Source organism: Pseudomonas sp. NPDC088429, assembly GCF_044753305.1.
Taxonomy (GTDB): Bacteria; Pseudomonadota; Gammaproteobacteria; order Pseudomonadales; family Pseudomonadaceae; genus Aquipseudomonas; species Aquipseudomonas rustica.
The window spans coordinates 23,255-38,244 of sequence record NZ_JBIVMX010000054.1 but is presented as its reverse complement, the minus strand read 5'-3'; the positions used below and the strand labels follow the sequence as shown (position 1 = coordinate 38,244).

Genomic DNA, 14,990 nt, shown 5'->3' with positions numbered 1-14,990 from the left:
TACGCCAGCAAGATCAAGCTGTACGAAGACAGCGTTCCGCTGTTCAACCGTTTCCAGATCGAAAGCCAGATCGAGACCGCTTTCCAGCGCGCCGTGGAAGAGAAAGTCCGCGAATGCCTGGAAGCCGACCGCGCTCGCGTGCAGATCGGCCGCATCTCGCGCTTCGGCCTGCTCGAAATGTCGCGTCAGCGCCTGCGTCCATCGCTGGGCGAAAGCAGCGGCATCGTCTGCCCGCGTTGCAACGGCACCGGCATCATTCGTGACGTTGAATCGCTGTCGCTGGCGATCCTGCGCCTGATCGAAGAAGAAGCCCTGAAAGACCGCACCGCCGAAGTTCGCGCACAAGTGCCGATCCCGGTGGCCGCGTTCCTGCTCAACGAAAAACGCAACTCGATCACCAAGATCGAACTGCGCACCCGTGCTCGCATCGTCATTCTGCCGAACGATCACCTCGAAACGCCGCACTTCGAAGTTCAGCGCCTGCGTGACGACAGCCCGGAAGCCGCGACCAACCAGTCCAGCTACGAAATCGCTGCCGCCGCTGCCGAAGTTGAAGAAGTTCAGCCAGCCGCCGCGACCCGCACCTTGGTTCGCCAGGAAGCCGCGGTCAAAACTGCACCGGCTCGCGCCAACGCTCCGGTGCCGACCGAAGTGGCCGCACCTGCTGCTGCCGCCGCGCCGGCTCCGGCTGCCGCGCCAGAACCAAGCCTGTTCAAAGGTCTGGTGAAGTCGTTGGTCAGCCTGTTCGCTACCAAAGAAGAGCCAGTTGCTCCGGCCGTGGTTGAAAAACCGGCTGCCGAGCGTCCAGCCCGTAACGAAGAGCGTCGCAACGGTCGTCAACAGAGCCGCAACCGTAATGGTCGCCGCGATGAAGAACGCAAACCGCGCGAAGAGCGTGCACCGCGTGAAGAACGCGCCCCACGCGAGCCGCGTGAAGAGCGTCAGCCTCGTGAAGTTCGCGAGCCGCGTGAAGCCCGTACCGAAGCAGCGCCAGCCGCCCGTGAAGAACGCGCGCCACGTGCGCCGCGTGAAGAACGTGCTCCGCGCGCTCCGCGTGAAGATCGCAAGCCACGTGGCGAGCGTGAAGAACGTGTACGTGAACTGCGCGAGCCACTCGACGCCGCTCCTGCCGTGACCACCGAGGTGGCTGCTGAAGAGCGTCCGGTTCGTCAGCCACGCGAAGAGCGCGCACCGCGTCCGCCACGTGAAGAGCGTCAACCGCGCGCCGAACAGGCCGCTGCTGCCGTCGCTGAAGAAGAAGTGAACACCAACGAAGAGCAACTGCCGGAAGACGGTTCGGAGAGCGCCGAAGGCGATCGCCCACGTCGTCGTTCGCGCGGTCAGCGTCGTCGCAGCAACCGTCGTGAGCGTCAGCGTGATGCCAACGGCAACGTGATCGAAGGTTCGGAAGAATCCGAAGCCGGCGAAAACGCTGAAGAGCCAAGCACTGCCGATCTGGCCGCCGGCCTGGCTGTTACCGCAGCCGTTGCCAGCACCGTGATCAGCGCTCCGGCCGAAGCCCAAGCCTTTGAGCAAGCCGAACGCGCCACCGCTGCTGTTCAGGAAACCGCTCCAGTGGAAGCGCCGGTTGTTGAAGCGACCACTCCAGTAGAAGTGGTTGCTGCTCCGGAAGTCGAAGTGGCTCCGGTTCAGGAAACGCTGCCTCAGGTAGAGCCGGCTCCAGTTGTGGTTGCTGAGCCGGTGGTTGAAACCGTCGCTGAAACCGTGACCGAAACCGTACGTGAAGTTCGCGAAGAGCAGACCGCTTTTAACTGGGTCGCCGAGCCGGTTGTCGCTGAAACACCAGCGCCAGTGGTTGAAGCGCCGGTTGTTGAGACGCCAGTGTTCGAAGCACCAGCGTACGAAGCGCCTGTTGCCGAAGCTCCAGTGGTTGAAGAGACCAAAGCTGCCGAGCCAGTGGTTGCTGCTGAGCCAGCTCCAGTCGTCGAAGCGCCGGTAGTTGTCGAAGCTCCTGCTCCGGTGGCTGAAGTGGCTCCGGTCAGCGCTCTGGCTGCAAACGGTCGCGCACCGAACGATCCTCGTGAAGTGCGTCGTCGCAAGCGTGAAGAAGAGCGCCTGCAGAAGGAAGCCGAACAGGCTGCCGCTGCTGCTCCAGTTGCAGAAGTCGTCGCTGAACAAGCGGTTGTTGAAGCGGTCATCGCTGAAGCGCCTCGCTCCGTTCAAGACGCAGCAGAGCACCACGAAGAAGCCCAGGAAAAAGAACACGAGCCTAAACCCCTCGTCTGATTCCTGAAGCTGTAAAAAAAGCCCCGCCTGGTGAAAGCCTGGCGGGGCTTTTTTTATGCCATTTAAAAGATCAAGAGATCGCAGCCTTCGGCAGCTCCTACAATTTGAAATGCGTTCCCCTGTAGGAGCTGCCGAAGGCTGCGATCTTTTGATCTTGCTGTTATTTAAAAACCAAAGCCTCCGGCACATCGATATCCCACAACACCCCGGGATCATCCACCGCCACCTCAACCACCCTGCCCTGCTTGAACAACGGCCGAGCCCCACGATCACCGCTCAACGCCAGCAACCCCGCACCAAACGACCGGCCAAACCCCACCGGATGCCCAAACTCACCGTCCTGCACCGGCACGCTCACCGCATCATCAGCCATCGCCGCAACAACCCGCTCAATACTCGAGGGCAAAATAAACGGCATATCCCCCAGCACAATCAGCCAGCCATCCGCTTGCGGGCACGTCGCGATGCCCGCCGCAATGCTGTCGCCCATACCGGTCGTGCCAATCGTCACAACTTCACAGCCATACGCCTGAGCCATGCGCATCGCTTGCGGTCGTTCTTCCGTCGTGACCAGTACACGCTTGTCGAGGCTCGCCGGCAGATTCACCAGCACCTGCTCGATCACCGAGCGCACCGCGCCATCGCGACCGGTGCAATCGGCGAGCAACTTATCCTTGTCCGCACCCGCCACTTTGCGAAAGCGACTGCCCTCGCCTGCGGCCAACACAATCACGCCAATGGTTCGGCTCATGCGCCCTCCACGGGTTTCTTCTGCTTCAACTCAACGCCGTTTTTGATCGCGACGATCTCTGCGAGCAAAGACAAGGCAATCTCCGCCGGCGAATGACTGCCGATGTGCAGACCGATCGGCCCATGCAATCGAGCAATCGCCTCTACCGACAAGCCTAGCTGAGCCAGATTCTCCCGGCGCTTCAAACTATTGACCCGCGAGCCGAGTGCACCAACATAAAACGCCGGCGAATCCAGCGCGGTCAGCAATGCCATATCATCCAGACGCGGATCGTGGGTCAACGCGACAATCGCCGTGCGCTCATCGGTCTGAATGTTCAACACTGCTTCGTCCGGCATGCCCGCGACAAAACGACCGTGCTGCTCTTCCCAGCCATAGACGAATTCAGTGCGCGGATCGCAGATCAGCACTTCGAAATCCAGCAACCGTGCCATGTCCGCGACGTAGCGTGACAATTGCCCGGCACCGATCAACAGCAAGCGCCAGCGCGGGCCGTAAATCGCGCGCAGAACCTTGCCGTCGAACTCCAGAGCATCGGTTTTGCTCGCCGCTGTCAAAACCACTTCACCGGTTTCGATATTCAGTTCGCGGGCGACGATTTCGTGGGCTTCACAACGCGCGAGCAGCTCGGCGACCCACTGCGGATCGCCAACCCGCTCTTCGGTCAGGCGCAACGTACCTCCGCAGGGCAAGCCAAACCGCGCCGCCTCCTCCCGAGTGACGCCATAAGTGATCAGTTGCACCGGCGGCCCTTCACTGGCAATCCGTCCATCGTGCAGGCGGGCGATCAAGTCATCCTCGACGCAGCCGCCCGACACCGAACCGATCACCACGCCGTCCTCGCGCAGGGCGAGCATCGCACCGGGTGCCCGGGGCGCGGTGCCCCAGGTTTGCACGACGCTAAACAACACCACCCGCTGCCCGGCGCGGCGCCATTCGAGCACGCTGCGCAGAACGTTGAGGTCGACACTGTCCATCAGGCGTCCGCCTTCTGCCAATCCTGCAGTTGATAACGCACGGGCAAGTTACGAATGCGCTTGCCCGTGGCAGCAAAAATCGCATTGCACAGCGCCGGCGCAATCGGCGGCACACCCGGTTCACCGACACCGCCCAACGGCACGTCGCTCGGCGGCGTCACCAGATGCACTGCGACCTCCTTCGGCGCCAGCGACATGCGCGCCACTTCGTACATATGGAAGTTGTCCTGCTGAACCTTGCCGTCCTTGAAGCTGATTTCACCCAGCACCGCGTTGCCCAGGCCCATCACGCAGGCGCCTTCGAACTGCGAGCGAATCCGCTCAGGGTTGATCTGCGGCCCGCAATCCACGGCGATGTCAGCTTTGTGCACGATCAGCGTGCCATCGTCTTTAACCTCGACTTCGATCACCGCCGCCACATAGGTGACGAAGCTGTAATGCACCGCCAGCCCCAAGCCACGGCCCTTGGGTAATTTACGCCCCCAACCGGCGGCTTTGGCAGCGGTTTCCAGCACGGTGCGCATGCGCCCGGTATCGATCGGATAACGCTCTGGAGATTCGCCGTAGTTCCACTCTTCACTCAGCGTGCGCGGGTCAATCTGGCGATCAGGCCCAAGCAGTTTGATCTGGTACTTGAGTGGATCTTCACCGGCCTTGTGCGCCAGCTCATCGACGAAACTCTGGATGGCGAAACCATGAGGAATGTTCGACACCGAGCGATACCAGCCGACCCGCGTGTGCACGGTCGCTTCGGGGTTTTCCAGACGTACGTTGGGAATGGCGTAGGCCATGTTGGTGAAACCCATGCCCAGCTCGAACGCCGCTTCGTGGTTCATGCCCGGCGCGAACAGCGCGGTGATGCTCGGTGCCACGGTGCGATGCAACCAGCCGGACGGCATGCCGTCCTTGCCGATGCCTGCTTTCAAATATTCGGCGGAAACCGTGTGGAAGTACGAGTTGTGGATGTCATCTTCACGCGTCCACTGCACTCGCACGGCTTTACCGGGAAATTCTTTGGCGAGAATCGCCGCTTCAACGACGAAGTCCGGTTTCGACTTGCGCCCGAAACCGCCGCCGAGCAGCGTGACATTAAAGGTGACGTTGTCGAACGGCAGACCGAGACGCTCGGCAATACGCTCGCGGGTGACTTGCGGCGCCTGACTCGGTGCCCAGGCTTCACAGACACCGTCCTTGTAACGGGCGATGGCGACCATTGGCTCCATCGGTGCCTGCGCCAGATGCGGCAAATAATACGAAGCTTCGAGTGTGCTGGCAGCGCCGCTCAGCGCCTTGTCGATATCGCCGGTGTTGCGCACCACTTTGCCGGGTTTCAGCGACGCGGCTTCGAGTTCCTTGCGATAGGCGATCGAGTCGTAACTGGCGTTGGGGCCGTCGTCCCACTCGATCTTCAGCGCTTCGCGGCCCTTGATTGCAGCCCAGGTATTGCTGGCCACCACCGCCACGCCACCCAATGGCTGAAATTCAGAAGGCAGTGGACGACCTTCAATCTGGAGCACTTTAAGCACTCCGGGGACTTTCAGTGCAGCGCTGTCATCCAGCGATTTGACCTTGCCGCCATACACCGCCGGACGGGCGATGGTCGCGTAAACCATGCCGTCGAAATGCACGTCGGCACCGTACACCGCGCGGCCGTTGACGATATCGGCACCGTCGATGGCTTTGGTGCCTTCCTTGCCGATGTAGCGAAATTCCGACGGTTGCTTGAGGCGCAGGCTGTCACGCGCTGGCACCGCCAACGCACTCGCGGCGGCGGCCAGTTCGCCATAACCCAGCTCACGGCCAGACGGCTTGTGAATGACTTTGTGCAACTGCGCGTGGCATTCGCCGACCGGCACTTTCCACTGCGTGGCCGCCGCTTGTTCAAGCATCGTCCGCGCTGCAGCACCGCAACGCCGCATCGGTTCGTACCAGTGACGCATGCTGCGCGAACCGTCGGTGTCCTGATTACCGAAGCGCACTTCATCGCCCGGCGCCTGCTGCACTTTGACCTTGGCCCAATCGGCGTCCAGTTCATCGGCAACCACCATGGTCAGACTGGTGCGCACGCCCTGCCCCATCTCCGAACGGTTGCAGACCACGGTGACCGTGCCGTCAGCGGCAATGCTCACGTAGACTTTCGGGTCATCAATCCAGCCGTTGGGCATGCCGTCAGCGCCGAATTTCTTTTCTTTCTCGTCGGCCAGCGCATCCTGCCAACCCCAACTCGCGGCCAGCACCAACGCGCCCGTCGCGCCGACGCCTTTGAGGAAACCGCGGCGACTGAGATTGCTCAGGGCGAAATCATTCGGAAGGCGGCTCATGCTTTCGCCTCCTTCAAATGCGTGGAGGCTTGGCGGATCGCGGTTTTGATGCGGTTGTAAGTACCGCAGCGGCAAATGTTGCCGACCATGGCTTCTTCGATCTGCTCGTCGCTCGGGTTTGGATTGGTTTTGAGCAACGCGGTGGCCGACATGATTTGCCCGCCCTGACAGAAACCGCACTGCGCGACCGCCGTATCGAGCCAGGCTTGCTGGACGACTTGCCCGACCGGGTCAGCGTGCAGGTTGTCGATGGTGGTGACGTTCTGCCCGATCACCGAGCCGATCGGCGTGATGCAACTGCGCGCCGGCAAGCCATCGATATGAATGGTGCACGCGCCACACAGGCCCATGCCGCAGCCGAACTTGGTGCCGTTGTAACCGGCAACGTCGCGGATCGCCCAGAGCAGCGGCATGTCCTCCGTGACGTCGAGAGAATGATCCTGGCCATTGAGTTTCAGGGTAATCATGGGCACGCCCGCATATTTTTGGTGGTTATGGGGTCGAGCAATCTGCCGCCGTTACATCGGCGGTGGTTCACGCAGATCGACTCAGGCTAATGAGGCTCTCTTGTGTCGACGCGAATGTCTGCACCGGGCCTTTGGTGGAGCAAATGACGGTTATCGTTAGCTCGCTAAGTTAACCCAGCATTAACGAAAAAGCCCTGCTGAGACAGGGCTTTTCAGTTGCGAGCTTTTAGCTGCAAGCTGCAAGTAAGAGCAGTAGCTGGCTCACGCTCAAGATTGTAGCTTGCCGCTAGAAGCTTGAAGCTCACAGCTGCTTCAATACCGATTGGGCTCCATTTCCAGGTCGACATTGAAACGTTCGGCAATGTCTTTCTGGATACGTTGCGCCAGATCGAGCAATTGCAGGCCGGTCGCCGCGCCGTAATTGACCAGCACCAGCGCCTGCAATTTATGCACGCCGGCATCGGCTTCACGGAAACCTTTCCAACCGGCGCGTTCGATCAGCCAACCGGCTGCCAGCTTCATCTGCCCGTCCGGCTGCGCATAAGCCACCACATCCGGATGCTGCGCTTTGATCTGCGCGACGATGGCCGCCGACACCAGCGGGTTCTTGAAGAAACTGCCAGCATTGCCGAGCACCGCCGGATCCGGCAGTTTTTCGCTGCGGATGCTGCAAATCGCGCGACTGACGTCGGTCGGCGTCGGTTGTTCGATGCCCTGCTCGGTCAGGCGCTGACGCACTGGGCCGTATTCCAGATGCAGATGGGCGACGCGATCCAGTTTGAAACGCACGCGCAGAATCAACCAACGCCCCGGCTGCTGTTTGAACAGGCTGTCGCGGTAGGCGAAGTTGCACTCTTCGAGGCTGAAGTCGCGCAGCTCGCCGGTCTGGCGATCCAGCGCGGTGAGCCCGGCAAAGACATCCTTGATCTCGACACCGTAAGCGCCAATGTTCTGCATCGGCGCAGCACCTACGGTGCCAGGAATCAGGCTGAGGTTTTCCAGTCCGGAAAATCCTAGCGCCAGCGTGTGCTGCACGAACGGATGCCACGGTTCGCCCGCTTCTGCCTCGATCACCACACGGTTGCCGTCGTCGCTGATCACACGAATCCCGCGTGTAGCCATGCGCAGCACCAGCGCCGGAATATCTGCCGTGAGCAGCAAATTGCTGCCACCGCCGATCACCAGCAGCGGCACATCATGAGCAACGGCATAGGCCAGCGCTTCACGAACATCGCCATCGCTATGGGCTTCGGCGAACAGTTGCGCGCGAACGTCGACGCCAAAACTGTTGAACGGTTTCAGGGAAACCTGCGGTTGCACCTGCAAACTCATAACCGGCCCTTTACTTCGATCAACAATTGGTCACAAGCCGCTTCAATCAGATCCAGCACCTGCTCAAACCCTTGATCGCCGTCGTAATACGGATCCGGCACTTCATCGACGAGCCCGGCATAACGGCGCAGGAACAGATCCAGTTCGGCGCGGCCGGTGGACGGTTGCAGGGCTTTGAGGTTGCGCAGGTTGCTGTTGTCCATCGCCAGAATCAGGTCGTAACTGGCGAAATCGGCGCGGCTGACTTGCTGCGCGCGTTGCGCCGACAAGTCATAACCGCGCACTTTGGCAGCGGCCTGGCTACGTTTGTCCGGCGGATTGCCGACGTGCCAGTCACCGGTGCCGGCGGAGGCCACTTCAACCTGATCCGCCAGCCCTGCGGCGCGCAACTTGTGGCGTAACACGCCTTCAGCCGTGGGCGAACGGCAAATGTTGCCCAGGCACACAAACAGAACGCGCATCAGGCCCCCAGCAGGCGACGAACGCGCTCGAGGTCTTCGACGGTGTCGACGCCAGTCGGCGGCGCGATCAACGCGTCAGCAACATGAATACGCACGCCGTGCCACAGCGCACGCAGTTGCTCGAGGGATTCAGTGTTTTCCAGCCAGCACGGGCCCCAGCTCACGAAGTCCTGAAGGAACCCGGCGCGGTAGGCATAAATGCCGATATGGCGACGGTACGGCACACCTTCCGGCAGTTGCTCGCGGCTTTTGGCGAAGGCATCGCGTGCCCATGGCAAAGTCGCGCGGCTGAAGGTCAGCGCCAGACCGTTGATGTCGCTGACGACCTTGACCACGTTCGGATTGAACAGGGTTTCCACGTCTTCGATCGGCTCGGCCAGCGTGGCCATGCGCGCTTCGGTGTGCGCGGCCAGATTGGCAGCGACCTGATCGATCACGCTCGGCGGGATCAGCGGCTCGTCGCCCTGCACGTTGACCACGATCGCGTCAGGCTCAAGGCCCAGTTTCGCTGCGACTTCAGCCAGACGATCAGTGCCGGAATTGTGATCTTCACGGGTCAGCACCACCTCGGCGCCAAAGCCTTTGCAGGCCTCGACGATGCGCGGATCGTCAGTCGCAACGACCACGCGGCTCGCGCTGCTTTTGCTCGCCTGTTCCCAGACGTGCTGGATCATCGGCTTGCCGGCGATGTCCAGCAGCGGTTTGCCGGGCAGACGGGTCGAGGCGTAACGCGACGGGATGACAACGGTGAACGCGGTGGTCATTTATCCAGACGCTCGTCAGTGGTCAGGGTGCGGGCTTCGCTTTCGAGCATCACCGGAATGCCATCGCGGATCGGGTACGCCAGGCCGGCACCCTTGCTGATCAGTTCGGTCTTGTCGGCGCTGAGCTTGAGCGGGCCTTTGCAGATCGGGCACGCGAGGATGTCGAGCAATTTGGTGTCCATGAACTTTCCCTGATAAATGAGTTAAGGCAAAAGCCGATCGGGCAGCAGGCGCATCAGCTGTGTGTCGAACCAGGCCACGAAGGCCGGCGACGGCACGGCATCGACCGCCAGATACCACCAGTCGGCAGCAGCGAAGGCACGGCACTTCACCGCGTCCTTTTCGGTCATCACCAACGGCAATGACGGTGTGAAATTCAAGGCTTGCACGCTGTATTCGGCGTGGTCGGCAAAAGCATGCGGGACTGCGCGCCAGTCTAGCGCTTCGAGGGTATTGAAGAAACGTTGCGGATTGCCGATCCCGGCGACTGCGTGCACGGCCTGGCCTGCTGGAAAAAGATCGAGCTGTTTACGCTCGCCGCTGCGCAGATTGACCAGCGCGGTCGGTTGCAGATGGAAAGCGAAACCGTCGTCGCGATCTTCGGTGGCACCATTGAACAATACGCCGTCGACGCTTTGCAGACGTTCGATCGGCTCACGCAACGGCCCCGCCGGCAGGCAGCGCTTGTTGCCGAGACCGCGAGCGGCATCAATCAACACCAGCTCCAGGTCTCGCGCCAGACGGTAATGCTGCATGCCATCGTCGGAGAGAATCAGATCCAGCGGTTCACTGGCGAGCAAGGCTTTGACGGCGGCGCTGCGATCGGGATCGATCATCAATGGCACGCCGGTGCGCTGGACGATCAGTAGTGGCTCGTCGCCAGCGATGTCAGCGGTCTGGTCGGCCTCGACGCGCCATGGCAATTGCGGCGGCTTCGCCCCGTAACCACGGCTAACCACACCAACCCGCAAACCGCTGCGCCGGCAGTGTTCGATCAACCAGAGGATCATCGGCGTTTTGCCGGTGCCGCCCACGGTGATGTTGCCGACCACGATCAATGGCACGGGCGGCTGATAAATTTCACCTTGGCCATCGAGAAAACGCTGACGCTTGTTGACCACCACGCGGCGATACAACATTTCCAGCGGCCGCAGCAACGTCAGGGCCGGGTGCCCCTGATACCACGCGGCGAGCAAGCGATCGGACAGGCTCATCAGGATTTGGGCGCCGCCTCGACCGTGGTCATGCGCAGATGGCTGAAACCGAGCTTGCCGGCCGCGTCCATGGCGGTGATCACGGATTGGTGTTGAGTCTTGCCGTCAGCACTGATCGACAACGGCATATTGGTGTCACCGTTGGATTCTTTCTGCATGGCTTCCATCAATGTCGCCAGATCGTTCTTCGGCAGAATCTTGTTGTTCACCGAAAACACGCCTTCAGCGCTGATGGCCACGTCGATCTGCTTGAGCTGCTGATCTTCGGCGGGCGAGCCGCTGACGGCTTCCGGCAGATCAACGCGCAACTGGGTTTCGCGGGTAAACGTGGTGGTCACGACGAAAAACAGCAGCAGGATAAACACCACGTCGATCAGCGACGCGAGGTTGATGTCGATCGTTTCCCGTGGTTTGCGACGAAATTTCACGCGCGGCCCTCGGCCAGATCGACGTCACGGTCGCCCTGCACCACTTCAACCAGTTTGATCGCTTCCTGCTCCATGCCGACCACCAACTCGTCGATGCGGCGTTGCAGGAACCGGTGGAAGAACACCGCCGGAATACCGACCATCAGGCCCGCTGCCGTGGTGATCAACGCTTTCGAGATACCACCGGCCAATACCGAGGCGTTGGTGGTCATGCCGGAACCGGTGAAGGCACTGAAAATGTCGATCATGCCCAGCACCGTACCCAACAGGCCCAGCAACGGCGACATCGCAGCGATGGTGCCCAGCGCGTTGACGTAGCGTTCGAGCTCGTGGATGACGCGAGCGGCGGCCTCTTCGATGCACTCTTTCATGATCTCGCGACCATGCTTGGAGTTGGCCAGACCCGCGGCGAGGATTTCCCCCAGCGGCGAGTTGGCGCGCAATTCCTTGAGTTTTTCTTTATTGAGCTGTTTGTCCTTGATCCAGACCCAGACCTGGCCCAACAAATGCTCGGGGGTGACGCGACTGGCGCGCAGGGTCCACAGGCGCTCGGCGACAATCGCCATGGCCGCGATGGAACTCAGAATGATCGGCAACATCATCCAGCCGCCGGATTTGACCAATTCCCACACAGTGACAGTCCCCTCGAAAAAGTGCGCCACTTTACCATACCGATCCGCGATTAAGACCCGCCGCTCCGACGACCGTGATGTGCCATCCATGCTGGCACCGATCAACGGGCGAGCGCAGGCGGATCGCGCCAGAAACGCCGCTGTTGACGCATCGTCCACGGCGCTTGAAAGCGGCCCAGTTGCAGATGAATGGCGCCCTGCTCGGCGCTGTCGTAGATGCGCAGGCCTTGTTTGCGATAACGCGCCAGCACGGTCGGGTGCGGATGGCCGAAGGAGTTGCCGTGGCCTCGGGAGATCAGCACGGCTTCGGGCTTCAGCGCGTTGAGCAGGGCCATGGATGACGAGCTACGACTGCCATGGTGCGGGGATTGCAGCCATTGCGTCGGCACCGCCAGTGGACTGTCGAGCAGAACGCGCTCGGCATGCACATCGATATCGCCGGTCAGCAGCAAACGCTCGCCGTTGGCTTCGATCTGCAACACGCAGGAGCGCTGGTTGCTGTCGCGGGCGTCCGCCCACATCCACAGTTGAAAACGCACACCGTCCCACTGCCATTGCTCGCCACTTTCGCAGGCTTCAGCGCTCAATTCGGCAGGCAGGCCCGGCGGATCGCCGCTCAATACACGGACGACTTTCATGCCCCGCGCAATCGCCAGCGCACCGCCGGCATGATCGGCGTCGGCGTGACTGAGCAGCATCACATCAAGATTGTCCACGCTGAGTTTGCGCAAGGCTGGCAGCACCACGCGTTCGCCGAGATCGAAATCGCCGAAGCGCGGGCCGGCGTCGTAGAGCAGCGTGTGATGGCGGGTTCGGATCAGGATCGCCAGGCCTTGGCCGACATCGAGCTGCCAGACATCGGCCAATCCCTCGTCCAGTCGCTCGCGCGGCGGCACCACCAGAATCAGCAGCAACGGCCAGCCCAGCGGCCGCAGCGGCACCCCGCGTGGCAATAGCAACAGCACGGCGCCGAGACTGCCGAGAATCCACACCCAGAACGGTATCGACGGCGCAGTCCACGCAGGCCATTGCCCGGCAATCAGCGCCAGCGCGCGAAACAGCCAATCGATCAAGCCACCGGCCAGCCACAGCAGCCCTTCGCCGACATAAGGAACCGGCAACAACACAGTGCCGAGCAGCGCCGGCGGCAACACCACCAGACTGATCCACGGCACCGCGAGCAAATTCGCCAACGGCCCGCTCAGACTGATCGGCAGATTCAGCGCCAGCAGCACCGGGCATAAACCGATGGCAATCAACCATTGCGCCCGCGTCCACGTTTGCCACCAACGCCACGCGCCCAAGCGGCCGCCAAAGGTGAAAATCAACACCGCAACTGCCGCGAACGACAGCCACAAACCCGGACGCAAACTGGCAAGCGGTTCCAGCAACAGCACGCCGTTGAACGCCAGCAACAGCGGCCACCATGCACCCAGATGACGAAAGCGCAGGCGCCACAACAGCACTAATCCGACCATCACGCAGGCGCGCTGCACCGGCACATCGAAACCAGCGAGCAAGGCGTAACCCAGCGCCGCCGCGAACGCCAATCCGCAGGCCCACGGCAACCATGGCCAGCGCAATGGCCACAGTCCAAAACGCGCGAGCCCGGCAATCAGCAGGTACATCACCGCCGCCAGCAAACCGATGTGCTGCCCGGAAATCACCAGCAAATGCACAGTGCCGGTGTCCTGCAAAATCTGCCAATCCTCACGACTGAGCCCCGAACCGTCGCCCAGCACCAGCGCCGCCAATGCTCCGGCGCGACCTTGCGCGTCGACTGCCAGCAAGCGCTGACGAATGCTGTCGCGCCAGGCCCAGCGTGCTTCACTCAGGCGCTGGCCATCCTTGATTGTGCCGGTCGCGCCGACACGTTGCGCGAGCAGCCACGCCTCATAATCGAACGCATCCGGATTGAGCAAACCAACGGGACGCTTGAGTTTGACTGCCAGTCGCCAGCGCTCGCCGCTGTTGACCGGCGGCCCGGCGTACCAGGCCAGACGCAGCAGCGACGGCAGTTTTTCGTGACGCGAGTGCGCATCGGCCAGTTCGAAACGCACCACGCCGTCCGCATTTTGCGGCAAGCCAACCACCCGCCCTTCGAGCCAACGGGTTTCACCGTCGAGATGGGCGGGCAATCGATCATTCAGCGCCCATTGCGCACTCACACAAGCCCAGGTAAAGCCAAACAATAAAAATGCCAAGGGATAGCTGCGAAACGGCAGCAGCATCAAACCCACCACCGGCAACACCAGCATCAACCCGACCGGCGGTAATGCCGGTAAAAACATCGGGGCCAGCAGACCGACTGCCAGCGCCATCATCCCTGTGCGCATAAGCCCGTCCTTGAGAGTCCCGTTCTTAGGCATAGCGGGTGTTGCGCACTCGCGCCGTCAACAATTGTCACAAAGTCTGAATGGGCGGTTCATTGAATCCAGACATACTTGCCGCCTTAACCGACCGAGAAGCCTTATGCCCCGGCGCTTATTCAAACGTTACATGCCCGACCCGACGAGCATCAGGGAACACAAATCCTTACGCTTTCTCGGCAAGTTGCTGCATGACCCGAACCTCTGGCACCTCAATCGCCACTCGGTCGCGCGGGCGATGGCGGTCGGATTGTTTGCCGCTTTCCTGCCGATTCCGGCGCAGATGCTGGTGGCTGCCGCGCTTGCCGTCATGGTGCGCGGCAATATGCCGATTGCGGTTAGCCTGGTCTGGCTGACCAATCCGATCACTATGCCGGCGGTGTTTTTCTGCACCTATCAGGCCGGGGCGTGGCTGATGGATGTGCCCGCGCGGCATCTGCCCGATGAGCTGACCTGGGAATGGATCAGCGGTGAGTTGTCGACGTTGTGGCAGCCGTTTTTGCTGGGATCGGTGGTGGTGGGGCTGGTGCTCGGTGCCCTCGCCTATTTTATGGTGATGATGTATTGGCGTTGGTGGGTGGCGCGGCAGTGGGCACGGCGCAAGAAAAGTCGCAAATCCTGAATGCAAAACGGCCTCCGCGATGGGAGGCCGTTTTGGTTTGTGCTATCTGGACACTATCTGTAGGAGCTGCGGCACGCTGCGATCTTTTGATTGTGATCTTCAAGATCAAAAGATCGCAGCCTTCGGCAGCTCCTACAGGGATTGTGTGTGGATCAGGTACGCATCCCGCGCCCACTCACCAGCAACCGCGCACAACCGAGGTACAGCACCACCGTCGCCACCAGCATGAAGGTGATGGCGATGCCGATCTTGATGTCGGACACACCGAGAATGCCGTAACGGAAGGCGTTGACCACGTGCAGCACCGGGTTGGCCAACGACACATCCTCAATGCAAAACGGCCTCCGCTATGCGAGGCCGTTTTGTTTCGTTTTATCTGGACACGAACTGTAGGAGCTGCGGCAC

14 protein-coding genes and 1 pseudogene are annotated in these 14,990 nt (G+C 61.3%); 2 read left to right on the top strand and 13 right to left on the bottom strand.

Annotation, left to right across the window (positions count from 1 at the left end; all coding sequences use genetic code 11):
• Window positions 1-2,247: ribonuclease E/G (locus ACIP66_RS22040; RefSeq protein ID WP_400650835.1), on the top strand; the 2,247-nt coding region annotated here is incomplete at its 5' end.
• A gap of 160 nt (window positions 2,248-2,407) precedes the next feature.
• On the opposite strand, the gene ACIP66_RS22035 is transcribed toward ACIP66_RS22040, so the two are convergent.
• The 12 genes from ACIP66_RS22035 to ACIP66_RS21980 all read right to left on the bottom strand — a co-directional run bounded on the left by ACIP66_RS22035 (window position 2,408) and on the right by ACIP66_RS21980 (window position 13,930).
• Window positions 2,408-2,998, bottom strand: a complete 591-nt coding sequence (locus ACIP66_RS22035) for a nucleotidyltransferase family protein (RefSeq protein ID WP_400650833.1) — start codon at window positions 2,996-2,998, stop codon at window positions 2,408-2,410.
• Window positions 2,995-3,975, bottom strand: a complete 981-nt coding sequence (locus ACIP66_RS22030; protein WP_400650830.1) for an XdhC family protein — start codon at window positions 3,973-3,975, stop codon at window positions 2,995-2,997. The genes ACIP66_RS22035 and ACIP66_RS22030 overlap by 4 nt, the downstream gene beginning before the upstream one ends.
• Window positions 3,975-6,296: a molybdopterin cofactor-binding domain-containing protein gene (locus ACIP66_RS22025; protein ID WP_400650828.1), complete on the bottom strand. Its 2,322-nt coding sequence runs from the start codon at window positions 6,294-6,296 to the stop codon at window positions 3,975-3,977. Before ACIP66_RS22025 ends, ACIP66_RS22030 begins: the two co-directional genes overlap by 1 nt.
• Window positions 6,293-6,763 (bottom strand): (2Fe-2S)-binding protein, encoded by a 471-nt coding sequence (locus ACIP66_RS22020; RefSeq protein ID WP_053122632.1) that lies wholly within the window; start codon window positions 6,761-6,763, stop codon window positions 6,293-6,295. The genes ACIP66_RS22025 and ACIP66_RS22020 overlap by 4 nt, the downstream gene beginning before the upstream one ends.
• A gap of 312 nt (window positions 6,764-7,075) precedes the next feature.
• Window positions 7,076-8,095, bottom strand: coding sequence for a UDP-N-acetylmuramate dehydrogenase (gene murB, locus ACIP66_RS22015; protein ID WP_053122636.1), 1,020 nt, complete (start codon window positions 8,093-8,095; stop codon window positions 7,076-7,078).
• Entirely contained in the window at window positions 8,092-8,556 is a 465-nt protein-coding gene (locus ACIP66_RS22010) for a low molecular weight protein-tyrosine-phosphatase (protein ID WP_053122639.1), read from the bottom strand. The genes murB and ACIP66_RS22010 overlap by 4 nt, the downstream gene beginning before the upstream one ends.
• The gene (gene kdsB, locus ACIP66_RS22005; protein WP_053122642.1) at window positions 8,556-9,320 is read right to left on the bottom strand and encodes a 3-deoxy-manno-octulosonate cytidylyltransferase; all 765 of its coding nucleotides are present in this window, start codon (window positions 9,318-9,320) and stop codon (window positions 8,556-8,558) included. The genes ACIP66_RS22010 and kdsB overlap by 1 nt, the downstream gene beginning before the upstream one ends.
• A complete protein-coding gene (locus tag ACIP66_RS22000; protein WP_003174668.1) occupies window positions 9,317-9,502 on the bottom strand; it encodes a Trm112 family protein in 186 nt (61 codons plus the stop codon). Before ACIP66_RS22000 ends, kdsB begins: the two co-directional genes overlap by 4 nt.
• 21 nt (window positions 9,503-9,523) lie before the next feature.
• On the bottom strand, window positions 9,524-10,534 hold the full coding sequence (gene lpxK, locus ACIP66_RS21995) for a tetraacyldisaccharide 4'-kinase (RefSeq protein ID WP_400650822.1): 1,011 nt from the start codon (window positions 10,532-10,534) through the stop codon (window positions 9,524-9,526).
• Window positions 10,534-10,962: a biopolymer transporter ExbD gene (locus tag ACIP66_RS21990; RefSeq protein WP_007908223.1), complete on the bottom strand. Its 429-nt coding sequence runs from the start codon at window positions 10,960-10,962 to the stop codon at window positions 10,534-10,536. Before ACIP66_RS21990 ends, lpxK begins: the two co-directional genes overlap by 1 nt.
• Window positions 10,959-11,594: a MotA/TolQ/ExbB proton channel family protein gene (locus ACIP66_RS21985; RefSeq protein ID WP_007908216.1), complete on the bottom strand. Its 636-nt coding sequence runs from the start codon at window positions 11,592-11,594 to the stop codon at window positions 10,959-10,961. Before ACIP66_RS21985 ends, ACIP66_RS21990 begins: the two co-directional genes overlap by 4 nt.
• Before the next feature lie 101 nt (window positions 11,595-11,695).
• The gene (locus ACIP66_RS21980; RefSeq protein ID WP_400650819.1) at window positions 11,696-13,930 is read right to left on the bottom strand and encodes a DNA internalization-related competence protein ComEC/Rec2; all 2,235 of its coding nucleotides are present in this window, start codon (window positions 13,928-13,930) and stop codon (window positions 11,696-11,698) included.
• Between the two features lie 136 nt (window positions 13,931-14,066).
• Between ACIP66_RS21980 and ACIP66_RS21975 the strand changes: the two genes are divergently transcribed.
• A complete protein-coding gene (locus tag ACIP66_RS21975) occupies window positions 14,067-14,585 on the top strand; it encodes a DUF2062 domain-containing protein (RefSeq protein ID WP_212543796.1) in 519 nt (172 codons plus the stop codon).
• A gap of 152 nt (window positions 14,586-14,737) precedes the next feature.
• On the opposite strand, the pseudogene ACIP66_RS21970 reads toward ACIP66_RS21975, so the two are convergent.
• Window positions 14,738-14,908, bottom strand: a pseudogene (locus ACIP66_RS21970) (ABC transporter permease); the annotation flags it as partial.
• Window positions 14,909-14,990: the final 82 nt, after the last annotated feature.

Coding starts and splice junctions, on each gene's coding strand:
- ACIP66_RS22035 (WP_400650833.1), bottom strand. CDS start 2,998: ATGAGCCGAACCATTGGCGTGATTGTGTTGGCCGCAGGCGAGGGCAGT.
- murB (WP_053122636.1), bottom strand. CDS start 8,095: ATGAGTTTGCAGGTGCAACCGCAGGTTTCCCTGAAACCGTTCAACAGT.
- ACIP66_RS21980 (WP_400650819.1), bottom strand. CDS start 13,930: ATGCGCACAGGGATGATGGCGCTGGCAGTCGGTCTGCTGGCCCCGATG.
- kdsB (WP_053122642.1), bottom strand. CDS start 9,320: ATGACCACCGCGTTCACCGTTGTCATCCCGTCGCGTTACGCCTCGACC.
- ACIP66_RS21975 (WP_212543796.1), top strand. CDS start 14,067: ATGCCCCGGCGCTTATTCAAACGTTACATGCCCGACCCGACGAGCATC.
- ACIP66_RS22020 (WP_053122632.1), bottom strand. CDS start 6,763: ATGATTACCCTGAAACTCAATGGCCAGGATCATTCTCTCGACGTCACG.
- ACIP66_RS22010 (WP_053122639.1), bottom strand. CDS start 8,556: ATGCGCGTTCTGTTTGTGTGCCTGGGCAACATTTGCCGTTCGCCCACG.
- ACIP66_RS22030 (WP_400650830.1), bottom strand. CDS start 3,975: ATGGACAGTGTCGACCTCAACGTTCTGCGCAGCGTGCTCGAATGGCGC.
- ACIP66_RS22000 (WP_003174668.1), bottom strand. CDS start 9,502: ATGGACACCAAATTGCTCGACATCCTCGCGTGCCCGATCTGCAAAGGC.
- lpxK (WP_400650822.1), bottom strand. CDS start 10,534: ATGAGCCTGTCCGATCGCTTGCTCGCCGCGTGGTATCAGGGGCACCCG.
- ACIP66_RS22025 (WP_400650828.1), bottom strand. CDS start 6,296: ATGAGCCGCCTTCCGAATGATTTCGCCCTGAGCAATCTCAGTCGCCGC.